The 25061-nt window shown below is 40.9% G+C and carries 22 protein-coding genes; 5 read left to right on the top strand and 17 right to left on the bottom strand.

Annotated elements, in window-relative coordinates; genetic code table 11:
* Positions 1 to 110: 110 nt before the first annotated feature.
* The 12 genes from HNR43_RS06720 to HNR43_RS06665 all read right to left on the bottom strand — a co-directional run bounded on the left by HNR43_RS06720 (position 111) and on the right by HNR43_RS06665 (position 13609).
* Entirely contained in the window at positions 111 to 812 is a 702-nt protein-coding gene (locus tag HNR43_RS06720; protein ID WP_183242408.1) for an ABC transporter ATP-binding protein, read from the bottom strand.
* The gene (locus tag HNR43_RS06715) at positions 805 to 1614 is read right to left on the bottom strand and encodes an ABC transporter permease (protein WP_183242406.1); all 810 of its coding nucleotides are present in this window, start codon (positions 1612 to 1614) and stop codon (positions 805 to 807) included. The genes HNR43_RS06720 and HNR43_RS06715 overlap by 8 nt, the downstream gene beginning before the upstream one ends.
* The gene (locus HNR43_RS06710) at positions 1611 to 2060 is read right to left on the bottom strand and encodes a nitrous oxide reductase accessory protein NosL (RefSeq protein WP_183242404.1); all 450 of its coding nucleotides are present in this window, start codon (positions 2058 to 2060) and stop codon (positions 1611 to 1613) included. The genes HNR43_RS06715 and HNR43_RS06710 overlap by 4 nt, the downstream gene beginning before the upstream one ends.
* Positions 2044 to 3375 carry a right-handed parallel beta-helix repeat-containing protein gene (locus HNR43_RS06705; RefSeq protein ID WP_183242402.1) on the bottom strand — a complete coding sequence of 444 codons (1332 nt, stop codon included), beginning with the start codon at positions 3373 to 3375 and terminating at the stop codon, positions 2044 to 2046. Before HNR43_RS06705 ends, HNR43_RS06710 begins: the two co-directional genes overlap by 17 nt.
* A gap of 98 nt (positions 3376 to 3473) precedes the next feature.
* Complete coding sequence (locus HNR43_RS06700; RefSeq protein ID WP_183242400.1) at positions 3474 to 5393, bottom strand: sensor domain-containing protein; 1920 nt, start codon at positions 5391 to 5393, stop codon at positions 3474 to 3476.
* A gap of 118 nt (positions 5394 to 5511) precedes the next feature.
* Positions 5512 to 7575, bottom strand: coding sequence for a heavy metal translocating P-type ATPase (locus HNR43_RS06695; protein ID WP_183242398.1), 2064 nt, complete (start codon positions 7573 to 7575; stop codon positions 5512 to 5514).
* Positions 7576 to 7586: 11 nt separating this feature from the next.
* Positions 7587 to 7892, bottom strand: a complete 306-nt coding sequence (locus HNR43_RS06690) for an ArsR/SmtB family transcription factor (protein ID WP_055441262.1) — start codon at positions 7890 to 7892, stop codon at positions 7587 to 7589.
* An 87-nt stretch (positions 7893 to 7979) separates the two neighbouring features.
* Entirely contained in the window at positions 7980 to 8699 is a 720-nt protein-coding gene (locus tag HNR43_RS06685; RefSeq protein ID WP_183242396.1) for an exonuclease domain-containing protein, read from the bottom strand.
* Positions 8700 to 8702: 3 nt separating this feature from the next.
* A complete protein-coding gene (locus HNR43_RS06680; RefSeq protein ID WP_183242394.1) occupies positions 8703 to 9731 on the bottom strand; it encodes a DUF294 nucleotidyltransferase-like domain-containing protein in 1029 nt (342 codons plus the stop codon).
* 13 nt (positions 9732 to 9744) lie between these two features.
* Complete coding sequence (locus HNR43_RS06675) at positions 9745 to 11058, bottom strand: ammonium transporter (protein WP_183242392.1); 1314 nt, start codon at positions 11056 to 11058, stop codon at positions 9745 to 9747.
* Between the two features lie 154 nt (positions 11059 to 11212).
* The gene (locus HNR43_RS06670; RefSeq protein WP_183242390.1) at positions 11213 to 12601 is read right to left on the bottom strand and encodes a hypothetical protein; all 1389 of its coding nucleotides are present in this window, start codon (positions 12599 to 12601) and stop codon (positions 11213 to 11215) included.
* Between the two features lie 66 nt (positions 12602 to 12667).
* Positions 12668 to 13609 carry an endonuclease gene (locus HNR43_RS06665; RefSeq protein ID WP_183242388.1) on the bottom strand — a complete coding sequence of 314 codons (942 nt, stop codon included), beginning with the start codon at positions 13607 to 13609 and terminating at the stop codon, positions 12668 to 12670.
* 336 nt (positions 13610 to 13945) lie between these two features.
* Here HNR43_RS06665 and HNR43_RS06660 point away from each other — a divergent pair, with 336 nt between their 5' ends.
* Positions 13946 to 14878, top strand: a complete 933-nt coding sequence (locus HNR43_RS06660; protein WP_183242386.1) for an MBL fold metallo-hydrolase — start codon at positions 13946 to 13948, stop codon at positions 14876 to 14878.
* A gap of 29 nt (positions 14879 to 14907) precedes the next feature.
* Here HNR43_RS06660 and HNR43_RS06655 read toward each other — a convergent pair whose 3' ends face one another.
* A complete protein-coding gene (locus HNR43_RS06655; RefSeq protein WP_183242384.1) occupies positions 14908 to 16662 on the bottom strand; it encodes an ABC transporter ATP-binding protein in 1755 nt (584 codons plus the stop codon).
* Entirely contained in the window at positions 16659 to 18413 is a 1755-nt protein-coding gene (locus HNR43_RS06650; RefSeq protein WP_183242382.1) for an ABC transporter transmembrane domain-containing protein, read from the bottom strand. Before HNR43_RS06650 ends, HNR43_RS06655 begins: the two co-directional genes overlap by 4 nt.
* A 174-nt stretch (positions 18414 to 18587) precedes the next feature.
* Between HNR43_RS06650 and HNR43_RS06645 the strand changes: the two genes are divergently transcribed.
* The gene (locus HNR43_RS06645; RefSeq protein ID WP_183242380.1) at positions 18588 to 19808 is read left to right on the top strand and encodes an NAD(P)/FAD-dependent oxidoreductase; all 1221 of its coding nucleotides are present in this window, start codon (positions 18588 to 18590) and stop codon (positions 19806 to 19808) included.
* A gap of 9 nt (positions 19809 to 19817) precedes the next feature.
* On the opposite strand, the gene HNR43_RS06640 is transcribed toward HNR43_RS06645, so the two are convergent.
* The 3 genes from HNR43_RS06640 to HNR43_RS06630 form a co-directional block, all read right to left on the bottom strand.
* Positions 19818 to 21113, bottom strand: coding sequence for a glycosyltransferase family 4 protein (locus HNR43_RS06640; RefSeq protein ID WP_183242378.1), 1296 nt, complete (start codon positions 21111 to 21113; stop codon positions 19818 to 19820).
* A complete protein-coding gene (locus HNR43_RS06635; protein WP_183242376.1) occupies positions 21110 to 22201 on the bottom strand; it encodes a CotS family spore coat protein in 1092 nt (363 codons plus the stop codon). Before HNR43_RS06635 ends, HNR43_RS06640 begins: the two co-directional genes overlap by 4 nt.
* Before the next feature lie 104 nt (positions 22202 to 22305).
* Positions 22306 to 22800 carry a glutathione peroxidase gene (locus HNR43_RS06630; RefSeq protein ID WP_183242374.1) on the bottom strand — a complete coding sequence of 165 codons (495 nt, stop codon included), beginning with the start codon at positions 22798 to 22800 and terminating at the stop codon, positions 22306 to 22308.
* 129 nt (positions 22801 to 22929) lie between these two features.
* Here HNR43_RS06630 and HNR43_RS06625 point away from each other — a divergent pair, with 129 nt between their 5' ends.
* The 3 genes from HNR43_RS06625 to HNR43_RS06615 all read left to right on the top strand — a co-directional run bounded on the left by HNR43_RS06625 (position 22930) and on the right by HNR43_RS06615 (position 25059).
* Entirely contained in the window at positions 22930 to 23787 is an 858-nt protein-coding gene (locus HNR43_RS06625; protein ID WP_183242373.1) for a carbon-nitrogen hydrolase family protein, read from the top strand.
* Positions 23788 to 23798: 11 nt separating this feature from the next.
* Complete coding sequence (locus HNR43_RS06620) at positions 23799 to 24461, top strand: GNAT family N-acetyltransferase (protein ID WP_094240981.1); 663 nt, start codon at positions 23799 to 23801, stop codon at positions 24459 to 24461.
* Between the two features lie 61 nt (positions 24462 to 24522).
* Entirely contained in the window at positions 24523 to 25059 is a 537-nt protein-coding gene (locus tag HNR43_RS06615; protein ID WP_183242372.1) for a hypothetical protein, read from the top strand.
* The last annotated feature ends 2 nt before the right edge of the window (positions 25060 to 25061 follow it).

The following is a 25061-nucleotide window of genomic DNA, read 5'->3' as shown; positions in this document are numbered from 1 at the left end:
CTTTCCGCTCCTTTTACACATGAGTATTTAGGAGCAGTATAACCATGGGAGAAGGTGTTCATACAGAAGTTACGGTTTTAAAGTGCATGTATATATATTCGCTTACTTTTTCAGTATGGCATATGTTGTGAAATTTGTGCAAAAAATATAGACTCTAACGACTTTCCATCTTGACACAGTGTAGAAACTGAATCGTATATAAGCATTTGCCCTTGATGAATAAACGCGACAGTATCTGCAATTTCTTCCACGATCGACAACATATGTGTCGAAAAAATAATAGCTTTCCCCTTTTCTTTTTCAGAAAGAATAAGCCGTTTGAATTCCCATACCCAGTACGGATCCAAACCGTTTGTTGGCTCGTCTAAAATAAGCAATGGAGCATCCGCTAAAAGCGCCTGCGCAAACGCGAGCCGTTGTTGCATTCCTTTTGAATATGTCTTTATTTGTTTATGTCGATCATTTGTTAACCCGACAACATCCAAACATTGTTTGACTCGCTCGTCTGTTGCTCCTTGCCATCGTCCAAATAAAGATAACACTTCGTAACCTGTTAAAAGCGAAGGAAATTGCAAATGATCCGGCATAAAGGAAAACCAATGTTTATCATCTTTTTGAACCTGTTTTCCGTTTACACATATGTCTCCTTTTGTTGGAGTGAGCTGTCCAATTAACATTTTAATAATTGTACTTTTCCCTGCGCCGTTACCACCGCATAACGCTAAACATTGTCCTGTCTGAACAGAAAATGAAATGTTTTCTACTTTATTTTGCTCGTTGTATATTTTCGTTAACTGGTTCACCTCAAGCATGACGTTTCCCTCGTTTCATCCATACGTTCGCTAAAAATAGCGGTACTATGATCCATACGCACGCGATCGCAACAAATACTAGTTGTCCACTTGCGCTTTCTGCCCATTTTGACCATTCATATAATTGTGGTCCAAACAGTGCGCTACTTTTCAAAGCGGCTACAGTCCAAACGCGCATGAGTTCAACCGGATTAAATATAATGGATAAAGTAAATAAGAAAATGGTCCATTGCTTTGGAACGATTGATAACAAAAATAATACGATAAATTCATAAAATAAAACGAAAAACGCCCAAATAAACAAGCTGACACCGAGCGCTTGTAAACGACTAGAAGAAACAAGTCCAATGAATAAAGCGATAGCTAAAAAAATGCTCGTTAATATGATCGTCAATGCAAACGAAAGGAAAAAAAATGTCGACCATGTTCCTCCTGTTGCAAAAAGAGCGACACTCGCACTTCCATATCCGAGTGCAACTACTGTCCATAATGACATACAGCTTCCCACATATAAACCAAACGTTAAAGAACGAGTAGAGACTGGATATGTTAATATGAGCGATAGTCGCCCATCTTCTTTTTCCCCTGCAATAAACAAACTACCTGCTAATAGAGCAACGAGCGGAACAAGTAAAAGGGACAAATTTAATAAGGCCGCTGTCGAACGTGTAAATACTCCTGCTGCCTCGTGTCCGCTACTGGCGATCACAGTTGATGATAGAACAGCAAATAAAACCGCAAAAGTGATGAGCCATTTGCTACGAATCATCATCATCCATTGGTACTTTATCGCTGTATTCATCGTTCAAATCCCCACCGATGTTTTTTTAGTTGCTCATACGTCCATACCTCTCCTTTTCCTTCTTGTTCCATGTACTCTTTGGCGTGTTTTTCGTTTGCAAATGAAACGACCCCATAGTTCATCGGCGTCCAATAATTTGGATTGTATACATAAACAGCGTGCTCAAGCTCAATCCATTTCCCGTTTGTTACATCCCTAACATACAGCTTAGCTATGCCATCGTTGTTTTGCTTATTCATCCATTCCACCATGCAACCGATATCGTCAAATTTATGCACCGTTCCATCTTTTAAAATCGCTTCTGTCGCATACTGTTCTGCTACGATACTCATATTGCAAACAACACATACATCAATATCTGGATTAATGTCTTCGGGTTCATACGTCTTCTCTCCACTACATGCGGCAAGAAAACATGCAAATAAAAGACTAGCGATTTTTTTCATATCTCATGCCCCTCCCATATGCAAACATAGACAAACTGCTTACTAATAAGATGCTCCCAAACAACAAAAGTCGCCATGATCTTTCGTTTGTTTCACTTTTCTTATGAATGACTTCCATAAGCGGAAAACGGTCTTCCCCTTGCGCCTGTGCTTGTGTAAAAAATGACTCTGTTGTATCAAGAAGTGCTAACGCCGGACTTTGAAAATAAAATTGCACACTTGGCCATTTCCGTAACAGTCGACTATACATGGAACGAATGCGATGTGGGGTATCACCAATTCCATCGTCGTTGAAATCATAAAACTGATAAGTATCCCAATAATTCCCTTTATGTCCATCATCGAATGCAATAGGTGTACCTTGAACAAGTGCGTCTTCCATGTTTCCCAAAAACTTATTTTTGAAAACAATTGTGTCGGGGTTTTCATATAAACTATGCAATGCACGATAGTTACCGATAAACTTATTGTCTTTTATATGACAATGACGTGCGTTTTGTAACGATAAAGCTGTGCTATTATAAGATAATGTATTGTTGTGCATTACGACATGTTCGCTATCGTAAATAAGTGCCCCATACCCACGATAGTCTAATTGTCTAACAATCGTATTATGTCCGATATTAAACTGCTTTGACATCATCATCATGATTCCATTAATATTTTCTGCCAGCACATTTTCTTTTGCCACCCCTTCTTCAGCATACATGAAATGAATGGCATATCGGGCATTCGTTACTTCGTTTTTTTCGATCACTGTATGTTTAGCCCAATCTAAATAAATGCCATCTTGCACACGTGAAATATGATTTTCGCGCACAACAGCGTGGCTTGTCTTCAATAGGTGAATACCGTTTCCTCGTTGAGCAAAGTGAATATTTCGTCCACGAATAACATTGTTTAAGAGATTGATATGTGTTCCTTTTTCTACATAAACACCGTAATGCACCTGTTCTATACGTACGTGTTTCAACGTGACATGTGAACTTTCTTGAATGAGCACACCAGCTCCTTTTCCATATGCGCTGTTACGAACCGTTAACCCTTCGACATGAACGCGAGGAGCACGAATGGTCACAACATATTCGCTTCCTCCTCCATCAACTACCGCTCCGGGTTCAGCAACAAGATAAAGCGGCTTGCGAATGATAATTGGACCTTTGTATATCCCTTTTTTCACGATTAACACGTCGCCAGTATGCGCTTCATCAATCGCTTGTTGCAACTGTTTATGTACTTCGATCTTTTCTCCATATACCGTTTTTGTAAAAAAAAGTGTAACGATCGATATGAGCAAAAAAAATAAGCTACGCATGTTTACTCAGTCCTCATGTTCATCTTTTATACATCCACATTAATGTAAATTTGTGAAGAAAAAAGAAAATATATGTGAACAAAACGTGAAAAGAGACGCTAATGAAGCGCCTCTTTCGATTGATTATGTTGTTCGAGCCATTGCAACAACTTTTCTGCTTCTAACGACTGACTAAAGTAAAACCCTTGGGCGAAATCGCAGTCCATTTTTTGTAATAAAGATACTTGTTCGTCACGTTCCACCCCTTCGGCAAGTACTTGTAAATCTAAGCTTTTTGCTAAGTGAATAATTGTATCGACGATCGTTGCATCTTTCGAATTATCCGTGATGTCACGAATAAACGAGCGGTCGATTTTCAATAACGAAACAGGCAAATTACGAATATAAGCAAGCGATGAAAAGCCAGTACCAAAATCGTCAATCGCAACTTGAATACCGATCTGTTTTAACTCTGTTAAAATATGTTTTCCTGTTTCGATATTTTCCATTAGCCCACTTTCGGTTATCTCTAAAATTAAATAGTTTGGTGGAAACTGTGTTTCTTGCAAAATATTTTTCACATGTGTCACAAATTCTTTTCGATTTAGTAAAAATGGTGATAAATTCACTGCGAGCTTTAGTGTTGGAAAATGGGCTTGCCATTGTTTTACTTGTCGACACGCTTCTTTTAACACCCATGTTGTAATTTCAAAAATGAATCCGTTTTTCTCTGCGATTGAGATAAACTCTAATGGTGAGATCGCTCCAAGCGTCGGATGTGTCCAACGCATGAGCGCCTCAACTCCCATAATGGCTTTGTTATCTAGCGACACTTTTGGTTGGTAGCATAAATAAAACTGATTGTTCAATAATGCGAGCGGCAATTCTTGTTCAATCATCGTTTTTCGATTTTGCTGTGGATGATAAAAATGGTACCCTTTTCCTCGTTCCTTTGCATAACAAAGCGCTTGATCGGCTTGCTTCAACAACGTGTCTAAATCCGTACCGTCCTGTGGAAAGAACGTCACTCCAATAGAAAGGCCTGATTGGATGACATGTTTTTTATATCGAAATGGCTCTACAAACGATTGAAGTAAATGCTCCATGCGTGTAACAATTGTCTCTTTGTTCACGTCATGTAACACGATGACAAACTCATCGCCACCGATACGAGCAAAAAAGTCTTCCTGTTGCAAATGTTGCTGAATGCGACGAACAGCTTCTTGCAGAAAGAAATCTCCTGCTTGATACGAAAAACGATCGTTAATCCACTTAATTTTGTCAAAATCAATATAACATAAGGCAAATGGTTTCTTTTGTTGAATCATATGTTCCACATACGTTTCAAAATAAAAGCGATTAGGAATATCCGTTAACGAATCGAAATTTTTCAATTTTGCAAGTGCTTCCTCGCAACATTTCCATTTCGTAATATCTTTCGCAACAACAATCACATGTTCAATCTCATTTTTTTCATTTAGCAATGGTTGAGCATGCATATAAATCCATATAAAGTGCCCTTCACGTGTTCGCCAACGACATTCAACGGTTGTTTCCTTCTCTTTTGTGGCGTAAATCATATGTAACTTTTCCATCAAAATAGGGATATCATCATGATGGACAAAAGAAAATAGTTCGTGATTGCAAACTTCTTCTTTACATTTCAGCACATGTTGGGCGCTTGGCGAAACGTACGTAATTTCTCCATCTGATGATAAAATAAATGTAAATTCAGACGCTATTGAAGAAAGAGAAGACGTCAGACGCATATCAATAAAAGGTTCATGCTGGTATGTCACAACAATGGCTTGTAGCACCCCCTCATTGTTACATAAAGCCGTTGCTTGTACATATACATTTTTTTGTTCATTTTCTTCCTTTAAGATTTCATACGAAATCATGCGACCATGTTCTGCATCATAAATAAACTTTTTTAGCAGCCCTCGGTTCACATGAAGATGATAAAAATGACGAAAAAAATGTTCGTCCGCTCCTAAAATTTTTCCATCTGGAGCCATAACAGCGATTGCTTGCCTCATTCTATTTCATCCTCTTTGTCGTTAAAGTTCTATCTTCATTTTCACTAAAAACGGTGAAAAAATCAACAACGTTTCTAATATTTCTGAATAATATCCTTTTTTAGGAAAGCGCACGACGTTAGATCGTGCGCTTTTCCCATAAAATGAATAAGCTAAGTATGCTAACGAAAATCGTTGCCCCCATATCGGATAAAATGGCGATCCATAACGTTAACCAACCTGGAATAGTCAATAGTAGCGCTGTTGCTTTTAACGAAAGCGCAATGGCGATATTTAAACGAATGGTGCGATTTACTCGCCGAGCAATTACGATAGCTTCCGGCAATTTTCCAAGATGGTCTTGCATAAGCACAATATCAGCTGTTTCAATCGCACTATCTGTCCCTTTTCCCATAGCGATACCAAGATGCGCATGAGCAAGCGCAGGGGCATCATTCATTCCGTCTCCTACCATCGCTACCGTATCATTTTTCATTAACTCTTTTATTTTTTCAACTTTTTGTTCTGGAAGAAGTTGCGCGAATGTATGTGTCACTCCAACTTGTTTAGCAACTTGTTCAGCCGTTTTTTCGTGATCTCCTGTTAACATAACCGTGCGCCGAATACCAATACGATGTAGTTGTTGAATGACCTTTCTACTCTCTTCTCGTATTTCATCAGCGATGCCGAATAAACCAAGTATACGTTGTTCATCTGCTACAAAAACAATCGTACGTCCTTCACATTTTAACTTTTCGGCATCTTTTTGAATTTGCTCGGTGAACAGTTGATGATCAAACATTCTTTCATTTCCGATACGATACCATTTTCCGTCGACTTTTCCTTCCATGCCACTCCCTGTTCGCGTTGCCATTTGCTCTGGTTGTTTATATGTTATGTGGTGTTGTTTCGCTTTTTGGACAATGGCTTGCGCAAGTGGATGGGAAGATACACTTTCTAACGATGCGGCGATGTAAAGCAGTTTATTTTCATCGATGTATGCAATAACATCTGTTACGTGCGGCTTTCCTTTTGTAATCGTTCCTGTTTTATCAAAAGCAATCGTACGTACACGTCCAAGTGTTTCTAAATGAACGCCGCCTTTCACTAACACCCCTTTTCTCGCGTTCCGCGTCATACCCGCTAACAAGGCAATCGGTGAAGATAAAATAAGCGCACAAGGACATCCAACAATTAGAACGGCTAACCCTTGATATAATGCATCATGCCAAGATGCTTCAAACCATAACGGTGGAACGAGCATGACGAATAGCGAAACGATCATAATGAAAGGAGTATAATATTTCGCAAAACGATGAATGAATAGTTCAAGCGGTGTTTTTGTCTCTTGCGCTTCTTGCACGAGATGTAAAATTTTTGACAAAGAGCTGTCTTTATATTGTTTTGTAATTTGAACATGTAACATCCCTTCATTATTCACACTTCCGCCGTACACACTCATTCCTTTTTCTTTTTCAATAGGCATTGCTTCGCCTGTGATCGCCGCCTCATTGACGGAGCTTTTTCCTTCAATAACAACACCATCTGATGGAATTTTTTCACCAGGGCGAACAAGCACTACATCGCCAACTTGTAACAACTGAATGGGAACGACATGCATTTGTCCGTTTGATATAAGAAGCGCTTCTTTGGGCGCTTGTTTCAGTAGCATGTCAAGCGAGCGACGCGCTCGTTCCATACCTAGTCCTTCTAAATATTCGTTAATACCGAATAAAATGGCAACGACAGTCGCTTCTTTCCACTCACCGATTCCAAACGCCCCGATCAAAGCAATCGTCATTAACGTATCCATATTGAAACGAAAACGAATGATATTTTTCAACCCTTTAACAAATGTTTTATATCCACTAAGTGCTATCGCAGTCATATAAATAACAATGCTCGCACCATCTATGCCCAAACGCTCGAGCACGAGTGCCGTCAAAAATAGAAAAATAGAAGCACCTACAAAATAGAGGAGCGGGTTTCGTTTTTTTGACGCCTGCTCATCATCTGCTATATATGCTCCATCAGTTGCTAAAATCGTCCGTACTTTTTCTAAATCGATTCGTTCATGTACACGTAATTTTCCGCTATTATAGTTCAACGTTGCTCCTTCGCCATACGGAAGTGATTGAATTTGTTCTTCTAATGCTCGCGCACAATTGGCACACGTTAATCCTTTGACTCGATATTCTTTCACTTTATTCCCCCCTAATGGTCGCGCGCATGACGAATTGTTTGCTCGAGAATGTGCAATACATGCTCATCATCATGCGAATAATATAACGTCGTTCCTTCCCTCCGATATTTAACTAGACGTAAGTTTTTCAAAAATCGGAGTTGATGAGATACAGTCGATTGTAAAAGTGATAGCCGATTCGCAATTTCAGTTACTGAAAACTCGCCAGATGAAAGTAAATGTAAAATACGAATGCGCGTCGGATCACTTAACGCTTTAAACGTTTGCGATACGATGAAAAGCGTTTCTTCATCTAACTGCTCATATTGCTGTTCCACGAGATCGCCTCTCCTTCAATATATGAATATATGTTCATGTAGGTTAATGAAATTGTATAATTTTTCGCAAAAAAAGTCAACATTCGTTTACGAACGCTGACTAAGTAACGCATATAAGTCATGTAACGTATCAATTTGCAACCGTTGCAACTCCGTAAAAACTCGCTTCCAAATTTCAAATAAACTCATGACATCCCCTTTTGCTGTATGACGGTCAATCGGGGAGAGTTGATAAAATGACAGAGCATCATCAAGCGTTGGAAATGAATCGTGATATATGCATTCCATAATTTTTCTCATTTCTATTGCTGTTTGTTGTAAAACTGTACGATAGTTGCGTGATAAAAATTCATTTAAAAATGCGACATCATGCTGAATATGATAGCCGAGTAAAATGCTGTGGTTCAAAAAAGAAAGGATATGATGAATCTCCTCTTCTAGTAACGGAGCGCATGCCACATCGTCATTCGTTATCCCTGTAAGCGCAACAATATGTTCTGGAATACGGCGTTTTGGTCGGAATTCGGAACAATATAAATCAAGCGATTCGCCCTTTTTTGTTTTTAAAGCAGCAAGCGAGAAAATTTCATCCCCTCTTTGCGGAGAAAAACCTGTCGTCTCTGTATCTAATAAAATAAACATCACATCAGAAAGTGGCGTTTCAAGTGAATACGTATGTTTCTTTGCTTCTTTCATCATTTTTCGAATCCACGCCTCTTGTTGAAAAGTTGGGCCGACCGCTGTTGCTTGATCATATCGAAGACCAAGCGATAATATGCGACTGATCCATTGAAACGGTCGCTCCATCCATCACACCCACTTCCTTGCATAACGTTGCACTTTCTTGACTACTGTCAACGCTCTTTTTAATCGTTGTTTTTCTTCTTTCGACAAATGATGAATGACCAAATTGTTCCCTTCTAACGAACAACGTAAACGAAAATATAAAAACGTCTCAAGCGCTTCTTCCATCCGTTCGAATAACCGTTGTGAACAACCGTTTTTAGCGCGCCAACGTGTTAATCGCTCAAATGTTGAATGCGCATCAATAAATTGTTTTTGAACAGCAACCCATTTTAACATATGATTGAGCGGGACATATCCTCCTTGTTTTATATCAATCATTCCGCTTTTTTCCCCCCAACGTTCTACGTATACGCGACCAAAAGGACCGATGGGAACAAAAGGAATACGAACACTGTCAATCATTCGGTTACGCAAAGAAAAAGTTGTTGCAATTTTTTTATACAACGTTTCTTTTAGTTGGATAACTAATGAATACTCGCCATAAATCGGACGCATATCAACCAACATAGACAAATAACGAATATCATCTATATGTTCATTTTGCACATACTTGTCGATTTGCTCCCCCCAATCGTTTGCCTCCTTTAGCCATCTTTTATTTGTCGCCATCACGTGCCCTGTACAATACGGATAGCCGATTTCGTTTAAAAAAAGAACTCCCATGCGCGCATACTCACGCATATATACATAACAATCTTCTTTTTCACTGCACAAACATGAAAAAATTACTCCGTTATCTTGATCTGTCCAAATGGTCGGCTCCTTCCTTCCGCTACTCCCCATCACAAACCAACAAAAAGAAGAAGGTTTTTTGCCAATTCCTTTTCGATCAACTTCTCGTTCAGCTAACAACAATGCTTGTTTCATGAGTGTATCATGGCACATACAAAGCGCATCGTATACTTCAAATATACGGGAAAAAGAAATTGAAAAAGAAGAGAGGAGAAAAGCAACTTCATGGTGAAGTTGCTTAAGTTCTGATATATCGTTACATTGTTCCGCCCGAACGATGATTGTTTCAAAAGCATTCATGACATCACCATCTTCATGACGAACGAGATGAAACGACTGTTGTCGTTTGTTGATAAGCTGGATCTAAGTGTTCTGGATATCCGTACGAACCATGCTCACTAATATCAAGTCCAGAAATTTCTTGTTCAGGCGTCACTCGTAATCCGATCACCTTTTTTAAAGTATATAAAACAACAAACGAAACAATCGCTACATACATTGCTGCACCTAACACACCGATCGTTTGAACGATAAGCTGATCAACCCCTCCTCCATAAAACAATCCTGGTTTTCCAATTCCAGTAATATCTACTAAACGCGGCGAAGCGAAAAAGCCTGTTGAAATCGTACCAACAATACCTGCTATACCATGAACAGAAAATGCATAAATTGGATCGTCAATGCCTTTTCGTTCAAAATATACAGACGTCCAAAATGTAAATGATCCGGCAACGGCACCAATGACTGCTGCTGCCCACGGTTCGACAAATGCGCATGCCGCTGTAATGGCAACAAGTGCGGCTAATACGCCGTTAACCATCGCTGGAATGTCCGCTTTCCCAACGAGCCATTTTGCTGTCAAAATGGAAGCAATTGCTCCAGCAGCTGCTGCAATATTTGTCGTTAACGCTACATAACCGAAAAATCCATCTGCTGTCCCCATCGTACTTCCTGCATTAAATCCAAACCATCCAACCCATAATACGAAGCCACCAATGACTGTATATACTTGATTATGTCCAGGGATGTAATTAGGTGTCCCGTCTTTATTGAATTTACCAATTCTTGGTCCTAATAACATCGTTGCAATGAGCGCCGCAATTGCACCTTGTAAATGAACGACTGTCGAACCTGCGAAATCTTGCATTCCCATTTCTCCAAGCCAACCACCCCCCCATACCCAATGACCGATGACTGGGTAAATAGCGATCGTAAAAATCGTTCCGAAAATAAAGTAAACCGATAGTTTTGCGCGCTCAGCGAATCCTCCCCACGCAATCGCTAAAGAGACACCGACAAACGCAAGTTGGAATAAAAATTTCAGTTCAAGTGGCACATTTGCCCACGAAAGTGAAGAAAACGTCTCCTTTCCTTCTTTTAGAAACCACCCTTCTGTTCCGATGAATCCATTTCCTTTTCCAAATGTAATAGCAAAACCTACAGCCCAAAATGCAAGCGAAGCGATCGCAAAACTTAATATTTGCTTCCCTGCGACATGTCCAGCATTTTTCATTCGCGTTGAACCTGCTTCTAACAGAGCAAATCCGACTTGCATTCCAATGACTAAAATTGCCCCTAACATAACCCAAAGTGAATCAAGAGCAAAACTCAACTGTGCCTCATTCATTCTCATCTCTCCTTTATGTTATTTTTTATAACATTTATGGTTATAATATATTACATAAAGAAACAGAAATGCAACATTTTTTTGAAATTTTTTTATTTTTATGTCACTTTTCATAACATATAAAAAGAGTGCCTCATTAGAGACACTCCTACAATTAAATGAGAAACATGGCGACAATTGTCGTTACAATTAGTCCTGTAACAACTGGCACAACATTTCGTCTTGCTAACTCAAAAGGGCTAACACCACAAATCGCCGCTGCTGGAATGAGCGCCCAAGGTACTAACGTTCCTCCCCCAACCCAAATCGCAGCAATTTGACCAAGTGCCGTTAATGTAGCAATTCCTGTTCCAATTGCCGTTGCAAACAATTTGGCAATAGAACCAACAAGGGAAATGCCTGAAAAACCTGATCCATCCAATCCGGTAATTGCTCCTACTCCTGTTAACGTAATCGCTCCTACCTCTTTGCTTAATGGAACAACACTAGATAAAGCAACACCTAAGTCATTGACAATGCCATGCGACTGTTTTGGTAAAAATTCTCCAATAATCGTTTGGAATCCAGAATCACCTAGATAGAAGAACGCCGCAATCGGAATGACCGGACCGAACACTTTAAAACCGAATTGGAATCCTTGAATGAATAAGTCTGTAATTTGTTCTAAACTGTTCTTTTTGTATGCAACTAACGACAGAAGAGATAAAATAAAAATCGCTGTCCCTCCAATTAATGCGGTTGCATCTCCGCCTTGCAATTGAAAATAATACATAGCTACAACGTCTAACCCAAATAAAATCGGAATAAGAAATGCAAATATCACTTTCATCCGTTTCGTTAATAAGTGAGACTGTACTTCACTAGCCTCGATCGAAACCGCTTCACTTTGTGGGATATTGCCTTTCTTCATATCGCGACGCAACAAGAAAAATGCGGTTGTAACAGTGACAATTCCCATCACGAAAACGAGTGGAATGCTTGCTGAGATGACTTCAGATACAGGAATACCAGCTGCATCTGCTGTTAATTTCGGCGCCCCTTGAATAATAAAATCACCTGATAGCGCAATGCCGTGGCCGAATAAATTCATCGCCATTGCTACCCCTAATGCCGGCAATCCGACACGAACAGCAACCGGTAATAATACAGCTCCAAGCAATGCCACCGCGGGCGACGGCCAAAAAAACCAAGAAATTAGCATCATTAATATCCCTATCGTCCAATAAGCTAACGAAGGCGTCCGAATCAATTTCGCAAACGGCGCGATCATCACTTCATTCATTCCTGTGATCGTAAGAAGCTTACTCATCGATACGATCATCGAGATGACAAGAATAGTTGGAAGAAGTTCCGTTATGGCATAAATAAAACTTTTAAAGATGGTGCTAATAGAAAGCGGCAACGATCCAGTTGCTGTAATCGCTAACAAAAAGATGCCCACCATACAAACTAAAGATGTATCTTTGCGCCAAACCATCAACGCGATAATGATACAAATAAACGAGACGTAAATCCAATGTAACGCTGTTAGCTCTACACCCATCGTTCTCTTCCCCTTTTCATAAACTGTAATACAGCATATGAAAAAGAGGATGATGTGTGCGAACGCCTATCTGCTTTTACGCCCAATCGAAAAATAAAGTTGATCAACAAGGTTTGGTTTATCGATAAATGGATTGCGATTTCCTTGAATTCGAAAAATTGCCGCATTTCGATGTTTCTCATATGTTGTAACAGGAAATTGTTTATGCCATTGAACAAGTAACGGAATATAGACTTGATCAATAAAAGGCTGTTTGATCGCTCGTGGATAACGAACGAGGAAATACAACATCGCTCGCGCCACCGCTCCTTTTCCATGTTCAGGTTCGAAATGCTCTCCGTATGCCACGCCACAATCGTTTTGAATGATTTCATCAGGAGACTCTGGTTCATAAAACGGAAAATCTGCATACGGAAAATTCGAGCGAATAGAATTGCATCGCGGTTCACAAACAAATAAGTGATGCAAATCCCCTTTCATCGGTTCCTTTGCCCCGAACCATGATTGTGGCACGACATGTTCTGCATTAAATTTCAATTGTTGGTCAACCATTTTCATTTTTTGCTCAAAATCAAGCTCTCCCTTTTTTGCCTTCTTTACAAGTTGGACAAATTGTTCATATCGCTTTTGGATTGTTTCATAGTCTTGTAAAATCACCGTGCGCGGATCTTTCTTTTTCCCCGAATAGATGCTTTTTACTGTTCCATCAGGCTGCAGATCAACCCATGTGTATAAATAATAATCTTTGCTTAAAAAATACGGGATGCGACGTATATGCGTCCGTTTCATTAAATCGTGATACGCTTGAAATAACAATGTTCCGTCCACTCGATCATCTATATGCTCATAATATCTTTCAATAATGCGCACCTCTTCATTTTCGTTATAATATAACGCGTTTTGTTGCTGAATTTTTTGTTGATTTTCAATCAATTCTTGAAAAATATCTTTTTGTGCTTCTTCCCACCGCTTCAACTGCTCCGCATGTTGGAGGATAACGTCTTCCACTATTCTTCTCTCCAATCACTTTTTTACTATAATGTATTCATGTATTGTCCAGCGTGTCTCGGCTCTTTTGATTCATACGCCTATGATCATATGTTTATAATAAAAAATAGATAGAACCGAGCACATGTTATGATCAATTCTATTTTTCATTAATTCATTTGTTTTTGGTAAAATAGACGTCGGTTCCCCCTCAATCGTTCTTTATTTTACAAAAAATCCGAAAAGAGATGCAATAAAAATCAAACATAACCACTTTTGCACTCATACGAGTAAAGAATTTTTGTTTTATAGGAAAAAGATTCTATATAAAGAAGCACGACTTTAGGAGGAGAAAAAATGAGAAAGCGATATGAAAACTTAGATGGGGTCTCAACAACCAAAACATTTGCTGATTTACGGCGTTGGTATGCGGAAAGAAGACAAAAAAAGAAAGATTGGTCATATACTTTGCCTCGTGAACATATTCATCGTTCGTTGTTACATACAAATAAAAATCAAACGTTACTCACATGGGTAGGACATGCGACATTTATTATTCAAATAAACAGGTTGACGATTGTTACAGATCCTGTTTGGGCAAAACGGTTAGGAACGGTGCGCAGACTAACGGATCCAGCTCTTTCGATTGACGACATACCTCCTGTCGATATTGTACTCATTTCCCATAGCCACTACGACCATTTGCACTTTTCAAGTATAAAGCAACTAAAAGGAAATCCTCTCATCCTCGTTCCAAGCGGATTACGTTCATCCTTTCTGAAAAGAGGGTTTGAGCGTGTTGTGGAATGCTGTTGGTGGGAAACGGTTGTCGAACAAAATGTTTCATTTACGTTCGTTCCGGCACAACATTGGTCTAAACGGACGTTATTTGATACAAATACATCCCATTGGGGTGGGTGGGTAATTGAAACGAAAGACAAACCGACGTTTTATTTTGCAGGAGATAGCGGATATTTCCGTGGATTTCGCGATATTGGAGAACGTTTTCGAATCGATTATGCTTTATTGCCGATTGGTGCATACGAACCAGAGTGGTTTATGGGCCCTCAACATGTGACACCAGAAGAAGCAGTACAAGCATTTATCGATTGCCAAGCAAAAACATTTATTCCGATGCATTATGGCACATTTCCGCTAGCTGACGATACACCGAAAGAGGCGTTAGACCGCCTTTACGCTGAATGGGAGCGCCGAAACCTTCCGAACGAACAATTGCGCGTGCTGAAATTAGGTGAAATCGTGCATTGCGAACACGAAACCGCCACATAAAACGTGGCGGTTTCAACAAATATGTTCACTTATACATAAGCATCTTCCGTTAATCCATTTTGCAATACGTACATACGATAGTACAACCCTCGTTTTGCAAGCAGCTGTTGATGATTGCCGCGCTCGACAATTTCCCCTTGATGCAAGACGAGAATTTGATCCGCATCTTGAATCGTTGATAAGCGATGGGCAATCGCAATCGTCGTTCGTCCTTTTCGCATTTTTTCAAGTGCCTGTTGAATGGCTTCTTCTGTTTCTGTATCAATATTTGCTGTCGCTTCATCAAGCACTAATATTTTCGGATTCATCGCAATCGTTCGGGCAAACGCAATGAGCTGACGTTGTCCGCTTGAAAACGTCGTGCCTCTCTCTGTCACAGGATGATCATATCCTTTTGGCAACTTTTCAATAAACGAATGGGCTTGAACGAATTTCGCAGCTTGCTCAATATGTTCATTCGTCAAATTTTTGTTATGAAGCCGGATGTTATCGCGCACCGTTCCGTAAAACAAAAACGGGTCTTGAAGCACAAGGCCAACATGTTTTCGCAACTCCTCTTTCGGATACGCTTTAATAGACTGTCCGTCAATGAAAATATCCCCCCGTTCAAATTCGTAAAAGCGCATAAGCAGTTGAACAATCGAGCTTTTCCCGCTCCCTGTATGCCCGACGAGCGCAACGGTCTCCCCTGGTCGAGCGATAAACGAAATATTTTTTAGCACATCGCGTTTTCCATCGTAGCTAAACGATACGTTACGAAATTCAACCGTGCCCTTTTCAATAACGAGCGGCCGTTCGTCTTGTTTCGGTTCTTCTTCCCGTTCATCTAGCAATTGAAACACGCGCGATGAAGCAACAAGCGCTTGTTGAAACATCGATAAGCGCATCATCATTTGATTAATCGGTTCAAAAAAACGCTCTAAATAGTTGACGAAGGCGTATAACACACCAATTTCAACCGGACTTTGAAAAGAAGAAATACCAAAGTAACTTAAGACGATAATAAGCGAAAATACATAAACGACATCTGTCGCGGGACGAAGCAACAAACTATCTAATTTAATGTTTTTCATCGCCGCCATATAATGTTTTTCATTAATCGCACCAAATTGCTCCCTCATCCGCTTTTGTTGACGAAACGCTTGAATAATTGCCATCCCTTGAAGCGATTCATTTAACTTCGCGTTGAGCTGGCTTAAACGTTCGCGTAAATCGCTATAAAACACCGAACTGTACTTCCGATACGTACGAATAATAAAATAAATAATCGGTAAAATGACTAAACAAAAAGCCGCTAATCGCACATCAAGCAAAAACATCGCGACAAACACACCAACTAAGAAAAAAGCACTTTGAATAAACGTGACAAGCACTTCAACAAACATTTCTTTAATGGCTTCCGTATCATTTGTCACTCGTGAGACGATGCTTCCAGCCGGTGTGCGATCAAAATAACGCATCCCTAACGATTGTACTTTTGCAAATACATCCATGCGCAGTTGTTGAATAATTTTTAATGCGATTTCTTGAAACTTTAGCAATTGAAAATAAGAAAGAACGACTTTTCCGATGTGTATCGTAGCGTAAGCAGTTGCTAGTGCGATCATCGCTTGAAACGGAAACGTCATATGCGTTAAATAATCATCAATGAAAATTTTTACAATAATCGGACCAAGTACTTCTCCTGCGGTCGTTAACGCCAAAAGAAAAAAAGCAAACAATAACGATTTTCGGTGCGGTATAGCATAGCTCATTAGCCGCATAAACACTTGCTGTTGATTCATTGTATCCCTCCACGTTCAACGAGTTGTTCGAGCTGTTGACGAGCATACATATCGCGATACCATCCGTCTTGTGCAACGAGCTCGTCATGCGTACCACGTTGAACAATTTTTCCATTTTCCATCACTAAAATAAGGTGCGCATGTTGGACGGCGCTTAGTCGATGTGTGGCAATCATCGTCGTCTTCCCGGCGCGATTTTCTTTTAACGCCTGTAAAATGCGCTCTTCTGTGTGTGCATCGACAGCCGATAATGAATCGTCTAAAATGAGCACTTCAGGATCAAGCAACAATGCGCGCGCAATCGACAGCCGTTGTTTTTGCCCTCCTGATAACGACACACCTCTTTCACCAACAACCGTTTCGTATTGGTCAGGAAACTGTAAAATATCCTCATGCACGTGAGCGAGTTTAGCGACATGCTCCACCTCTTCTTGACTTGCCTCTGGTCGTGCAAAGGCGATATTATCGCGAATAGAGGCAGAAAAAAGAAAATGATCTTGCGGCACATAACCGATCGATTCGCGCAACCGTTCGATTCGATATTGCGTAATCGAACGTCCACCAAAATAAACATCACCATCCATGCCAACAAACTCGCGCAGTAACACTTTCAAAAGCGTCGTCTTTCCAGCTCCTGTCTTTCCAACAATACCTAACGTTTCTCCTTTTTTTAACGTAAACTGAATGTTTTGCAACGTTGGCTTCGTTTCATTTGGATATGTAAAGGAACGAAGATCATACGTGATATCCCCTGTCGGTACTTCATCAAGCAATCCGTCATTTTCTTGTATATCCGGTTGTTCACGCAGCAACGATAACACACGGTCATATGAAGCACGACCGCGTTCTACAATGTTAAATAACCAACCGAACGCCAACATTGGCCAAATGAGAAGTCCTAAATACATCGTAAATGAAACGAGCTGCCCGATCGTTAACTCTCCTTGAACGACAAAACGCGCCCCAAAAACAATCGCTAAAAAAAACGACACGCCGACAATGAGTGAAATCGTTGGATCAAACAATGAATCAACGCGAGCAACCGCCATATTTTTTCGGACGACATCATCTGATTGCATTCGAAACGATTCAATTTCTTCTTTTTCTTGTCCAAACGTTTTTATCACTTTAATACCAGCAATGCTTTCTTGTACTTTATCGTTTAATGCAGAAAACGCCTCTTGCGCCAGATGAAACCGTTGATGAAGCAACGAGCCGTAGTAGCTCGTTAAATACGCCATAAGCGGCATCGGCAATAAACAAATAAGCGTTAGTTTCCAACTAATTGTAAATGCCATCGTCGCAATGACAAAGCCTCCGATACATAATGAATCAACAAGCGTCAAAACGCCAACGCCAGCAGTTTGTTGAATCGCTTGCAAATCATTTGTCGCATGTGCCATTAAATCGCCGATACGGCGATTTTGATAAAATGACGGAGACATCGTTGTAAAGTGACTGTACAGCCGATCGCGCAACAAGCGAGCAAGCTTTGCCGCTGATCCAAAAATCATCGTCCGCCAAACGTAACGACAAACATACATACAAAGCGCAACACCTGCAAGCAAACTTAACCACATGATAAGCTTTTCTTTCGTCAATTCCCCTGCTTTCACAGCATCTACAACATGCCCAATCACTTTTGGAGGAACAAGCTCAAGCAATGAAACAATTGCAAGCAATATAATTCCAATCATATACGCTTTTCTTTCTTGCTTAAAAAACCACATTAAGTCGAGAAATACTTTCACACACCATCCCTACCTTCTTGCACTCCTGTTGTCGTTTCATTTTATCAAATATTCCAAAAATAAGAAAGCGTTTTGCTATGTCAATATATAAAGGTTGTTTTTCTTGTCGCATACTTTTACATATGCAGGTCAATCTAAAAAAGACCAAAACAAACAAGGAAGGTGGTTGTCGTCATGGATTTGCAAACAGGAAAGCTATATTGGCCAACGACGTTTCCCGACGCTCCTTCGTATCCACCACTAGACGAGGATATTCAATGTGACGTATTAATTGTCGGTGCGGGCGGATCAGGGGCGTTATGTGCTTATTATTTAAGTGAAACCGATTTAGACGTTGTCGTCATCGACAAACGAAAAGCGGGATACGGGAGTACAATGACAAACACGGCGCTTATTCAATGTCTCGGGGATAAAATGTTTTTTGAACTTGTCAACAGTTTTGGAGAAACGTATGCCGCCCGACATTTGACACTTTGTCAACAAGCAGTCAATGAACTTGAACGAACGGCAAATCAATTACATATTGATACAGAATTTAAGCGGAGAGATAGTTTGTATTATGCGAGCGTTGCCGAAGATGTAGCAAAACTTGAAAAAGAATATGAAGCATTAAAAAAGCAAGGCTATCCCGTTGTTTGGCTAAATGAACAACAAATACGCCAACACTATCCGTTTAAAAAACATGCAGCTTTATATACAACAGGCGATGGGGAACTCAATCCGTATAAATTAACGATAGGACTGTTGGAATATGCAAAAAAACGCGGCGTGCGCGTGTTTGAAGAAACAGAAATGAACGGAAAAAAACTTGAACAACATATGGCAACGTGTTATACGAAAAACGGATATACTATTCGAGCACGAAAAGTCATTTTTGCCGCAGGTTACGAAACGTTAGAAGTGAAGCAAGAAAAGAAGGCGTTGCTCGTTAGTTCGTACGCTGTCATTACAAATCGGATTGAAGATTTTTCAAGTTGGTATAAGCGAACGCTCATTTGGGAAACGGCGCGCCCGTATGTATATATGCGCACAACGGCTGATAATCGCATTATTATCGGTGGGCTAGATGAAAATACCGCTTATGCGGATGACCGTGACGCGAAGCTCATGCATAAAAAAGAACGACTGATTGAAGAATTTCATCGGCTATTTCCGGATATTCACGTCGTTCCTGAATTTTATTTAGCTGCCTTTTACGGCGGGACGCATGATGGCCTTCCGATGATTGGTGTATATGATTCCTTCCCGAATTGTTATTTCGTCTATGCTTACGGGGACAACGGAACCGTATATAGCACTGTACTCGCCCAAATTTTACGCGATGTCATAACGGAAAAACAAAATGATGACTTTTATTTATATATGCAAACAAGGCCAAAACTCCCACAAACGTAAGTGGGAGTTTTATGTTGTAATCGCCCATACAAATGTTTTTTTCCTTTTCTTATTTGGCGCGGCTTTTTCACGTTGTGGAATTGGCTCGAGCATCGGTTTTTCAACGACTTGTTCGATCGGTGCTTCAACAGGAACCACAGCTTGTGCAGACGAAAGATCGGTTTGTTCGACATGTTGCCACACATGTAGCAAATCAGAAGCCACGCGTTCCCAACGATAAAGCGACGTAGCTAATTTTCGTCCGTTGTCCCCCATTTTTTTCATTAGTGTGCGATTTGATAAGATTTGTGTCATTTTTTCTACAAAATCTTGCGGATCTTCTGGTCTTTCGACAACGACACCATTTTCATTTGGAACAATAACTTCAGGATTGCCACCACGAGCAGTAGTCACAATCGGAAGCCCTGCCGCCATTGCTTCATAATGGACACGAGCAAGCGGCTCTTGCCATTGCGATGTACAAACGAATAAATCAGCGGCAGCAAACCAGTTTTGAATTTCATTTGGCGGTACAAATCCCGTCGCTACAACGGGAACGGGCAATCTTTTCGCTAACGAACGAACGTAAGCGATATAATCGGTTGTCCCTTCTTCGCTAAACCATTTACTTCCGACAATGACGAGCGCTAAATCATTAAATCGTTTCGCAAGTTCCGGCAGCGCTTGAATGAGTTTGTCAACCCCTTTATTTGGCGATAAACGTCCAGCATATAAAATGACCGTTTTTTGATCAATTCCGTGCGCTTGGCGCAGCTGTTTGCGAGTCGACGCCATATGCGGATGGCTCCCTGGCAAAAACCGCTCGGAGTCAACGCCGGAGTAAATCGTCCGCAGTTTTTCTTCTGCTTCTGGATATAGCTCGCGAATGACTTGACCGATGTAGTTGCTGATCGTCACAATCGCTGATACTTGCCGCACCACTTGTTCTGCTTCTTCACGGTTTATTTTCGCTAGTTGAAACATGTCGTTATGCATGCTGAGCGTAATTTTTGCATGAGGAGCAACTTGGCGAATGGGTAAAACAAGGCGTGGCCTATTGAAAATGTGGATCAGATCAAACGAATGCGCTTGTACGTATTGAACGACATGATCGCAATACGTATCAAATATTCCCCCAGGGACACGCACATAGTGAATGCCGTCAATCGTTTCTTCGTTTGGCAATGTTTCATGTTGTACTCCTAGCACAGTAATGCGATGAGCGCGGCGAAGATGAGGGAGAATCCCCGCAATATACGTTTGAATCGCACCTCCAAGCACAGGTGGAACAGGTAATTTTTCTGTACAAATCATTAAAATGTTCATCGATTTCCGTTCTCCTTCCAATCGTTTTCAATTTCAGCAAGCACTGGCCATTTTGTCGCATCTGTTGCAACAATCGTTTCAATAAGTTGCATCGTTTGTTCATTTAAAAACAGCTCTGGATCATATACTACTTCTTTTAAGTTTTTGTAAAATTCATTCGGAAGTGACAAATCGATCATTAATACTTCATATAATGAAGCGTCAATCGGATTCGCTTCATTATACGCTCGAATCATTTCACGTACCCAATGAACGTCCCAGCGATATAAATCGGCCATTGTGCCAGAAATGAGTTTTCGTAAATCGCGAATCGGCAAATCAAATGCGACACCGTCTAAATCAATAATCCACATACCGTTCGCGCCCATTTGTCCATTCGACCAGCCGTAATCTTGATGCACTAATCCCCACTCGCTATGTCCAAGCTCAACTAATTGATTGTACGGGGATTGTTGCAGTCTTGCAAAACTTTCGCGCGCCTGAGCTTGAAAGTGGTCGACAACTTGCAATAGCATGGAGCTTGCTGGCATTTCTTTATATACGTTAGCTAATTGGCGAAACCAGTCCATTTTACTAATCGTTTTTTCATACGTTTTCGGCCATTTATATAACCGCGAAGCGATTTCTGCCCCTTTGGGCGGAACGTATCCTTTGCTTAAGCGGTGGAATTCGCCAAGCGCATAACAAAGTTGCTTTGCTCCTTCTAAATCTTTCGTTACTGGAAATAGCGGTTCAATCCACTCCGCTACAAACCATAGTTTTCCGCCCGCCTCCACATAATCCATTCCGTCTTTTGTTTGTACGATCGGTGGGACATTTGCTTTTTGCACATCGACTAAATATCGTTGGGCTCCAAGGCTAAATAAACTGCGCGTTGGACGGCGATGAAGCAATTTTAAACTTTTCGGACCTTTGTTCGTTTCTAGTTTCCAAATGGCTCCTCCTTTATCTGGCTTCGTCGTGACGACTTGCCTACTTTGAACAGATAAATCGTAATGGCGCAAAACGTCTTCTGCCATTTGTTCAATATAGTCCGGTACGAAAAATTCGTGCATCGTTTCATCGACAATCCATGGTTCAATGAACATATAACCCCTCCTATTTGACATAAATCCCTACTATCTCAACATATGCACTAAAAAAAATTTCGTATAGACATATCCATTACGCCCAACAAAAAAACCGCCTCTTTTCATTCAGAGACGGTTTCACTGAGCAATTGTTCAATATGTTGTTCTAGTTCGAACGGCTTGGTGGTTGGCGCAAACCGCTCGACCACTTTCCCGTTTCGATCCACTAAAAACTTTGTAAAATTCCATTTCACCGCTTTCGTTCCTAACACACCTGGCGCTTGCTCAGTTAAGTAAACGAACAGCGGATGGGCGTTTGGACCGTTTACGTCCACTTTTGCAAACATCGGAAACGTTACATGATAATTCAATTGGCAAAATTGTGAAATTTCTTCTTCCGATCCCGGCTCTTGATTTCCAAACTGATTGCATGGGAAACCGAGCACAACAAAACCACGATCTTTATATTTGTCGTATAGCTGTTGCAATTGTTCGTATTGCGGCGTCAATCCACATTTACTTGCTGTATTGACAATGAGTAATACGTTTCCTTTATAATGCGCTAATGATTGTTCTTCACCTTGAATGGTGCGTACGTGAAAATCGTAAATGTTCATCTCACATTCCTCCTTTAGCGCTATTGTAACATATGGATCATTTTTTCTACACAAACAATGCTTCCATTCAGACAAATGAAAAAATGTTCGTTATAATGGTGAAAAAAGACAAAAAAGAAGGTGTTTCCATTGAAAATGCGCGTCAGTGCAGTTCAATATCATTTACATACGATTCAATCGTTTGAACAGTTCGCAAAACAAGTTGAACATTATGTAAAAACAGCGCAAGAATTTGGGGCTGAATTTGTCCTATTCCCTGAGTTTATGACGACACAGCTCATGTCCATTGGCGATGACACGAAAGAAGCGTTAACGATTGACGAGCTTCCGACGTTTACAGAAGCATATCGCTCGCTATTTACCACGCTTGCGAAACAGACGAATATGCATATCATCGGCGGGACGCATGTCGTGAAAAAAGGAGATCGGCTATATAATGTCGCTCATTTATTTTATCCTGACGGAACGATTGCTGAACAGGCGAAATTGCATATTACGCCGACGGAAGTGAACGAATGGAATATGCATGGCGGCGATACATTGCGCGTCTTTCCAACAACGAAAGGAACGATTGCCATTTTAACATGTTATGATATCGAATTTCCTGAAATCGTGCGCATGGCGCGCGCAAAAGGCGCAGACGTCATTTTTTGCCCGTCATGCACCGATGACCGCCACGGGTTTCATCGCGTGCGCTATACATGCCACGCCCGCGCCATTGAAAACCAAGTGTACGTCGTCACGACAGGCACAGTCGGCTCATTGCCAACCGTCGATTTTATGCGGGCAAACTTCGGTCAAGCAGCGATCATTACACCGAACGATATTCCATTTCCACCGCGCGGCATTTTAGCGGAAGGAGAAATAAATGACGATATGATCATTACGGCTGATCTTGATTTACAGCTTCTTTACGACGTTCGCGAACGCGGATCGGTAACAACATGGCGCGATCGGCGCACGGATTTATATACCGATTGGACATAAGGGGGAGAACGATGTATAAAAAGCAACTTTACGTCTTTCATGGCGACCGTCCAATTCCTGCGATCATTCGTAACTACGAAGAAAAAGACATTGATGCGTTAATTCGCATCCAACAAGAAAGTTTTCCACCTCCTTTCCCATCTGAATTATGGTGGAATAAAGAACAGCTTATGAATCATATCACACTTTTTCCAGAGGGGGCGTTATGTGTCGAAGTGGACGGGGAAGTTGTCGGATCGATGACCGGTTTGATCGTGAACTTTCATCCAAGCGATGCCGATCATACGTGGGAAGAAATAACGGATAACGGATATATTCGCAACCATAACCGAAACGGCAATACGTTATACGTCGTCGACATCGGTGTCCGCCCATCATATCGAAAACTCGGCTTAGGAAAATGGCTGATGCAGTCGATGTACGAAGTTGTCGTCCAGCAAAAGCTTGAACGACTATTAGGTGGCAGTCGGATGCCGGGGTATCATCTGTACGCGAGTGAAATGACGGCCGAACAATATGTACATGAGGTAATCAAAGGAAAACTAAAAGACCCTGTCATTACGTTTTTACTTCGTTGCGGTCGCACGCCAGTGAAAGTCGTCGCCAATTATTTAGAAGATGCCCAATCGTGCAACTACGCGCTACTTATGGAATGGCGCAATCCGTTTTTGTAACCGCCCGTCCACACCGTTCCTCTCTCTCGTTCATACGCTAAAGTAGAGAGGAGGAAACGAAATGAAAAAATGTTGTTGTGCACCAATGCGTCATAAACCAATGCCGCCACAACGCGATGAATGCCCATGCTGTGTCGAAGGAATGAAAGATGTATTAGCACAGCTAAACGGAAAAGAAGTCGATATTGCCACACTCGACCAAACAGGACTAGGACAAGGAAATAATAATTTTATAGTCGGTACGATCGTAAATGACTTAATCGTCACGGGTACGATTCCTGGAAGCGGACAAAATAGACGTTCTGCCGCTTTTCCGATTTGTAATGTCGTTGGGGTGAGAGGAGATGCGCTAAAAAATATTCCTCTTCCCGCCATTGACGAAACGTGCGATTGTTGCGAACGTTCCATTACAAGCTTTTTGCAACGTATTCAAGGACAGACGGTAGATGTCGACACATTAGCTACCGGGCAATTTAACAATGTGCAAAATGTTACAGTCGATGACGTCGGAAAAGGAACTGTGCGTCTGACAACCACAAACGAAACATGGGTCGTAAACAGTTGTTTTATTTCGGGCATATTTGGCTTTACGCGATAAGA

The organism is Anoxybacillus mongoliensis, from assembly GCF_014201515.1.
Classification (GTDB): Bacteria; Bacillota; Bacilli; order Bacillales; family Anoxybacillaceae; genus Anoxybacillus; species Anoxybacillus mongoliensis.
Note: the sequence above shows the minus strand (reverse complement) of the source record. Positions and strands in the feature narration are given on the sequence as shown.